Raw genomic sequence first — 284 nt, forward strand, 5'->3', positions numbered from 1 at the left:
TGCCGGTTCCCCCGCCCCTGTAGGATCATCCCCAATGGACTGGTGGCAAATAGCCGGGATCACCTACCTCATCGGACTCACTTATTTTCTACTGAAATTTTTATATGAACTCTTTTCTCTTCTGAAGCTCCTCTACACCCACAAAAGCTACAGGCAAGGAGATTTACATCTTGTTCACAAAGCCGGAAACACACAACCTTTTTCCTTTTTTAAATTCATTGTCATCGATCCCGCACAACACAGTGAGGTCGAATTAGACCTTATCCTAAAGCACGAGCGGGCAC

The 284-nt window shown here is 45.8% G+C and carries 1 pseudogene; it reads left to right on the plus strand.

The annotated features are described in order from the left end of the window. A pseudogene (locus HC175_RS23435) lies at window positions 1-284 on the plus strand (hypothetical protein); the annotation flags it as partial.

It is taken from the genome of Salinimicrobium oceani (assembly GCF_012037645.1).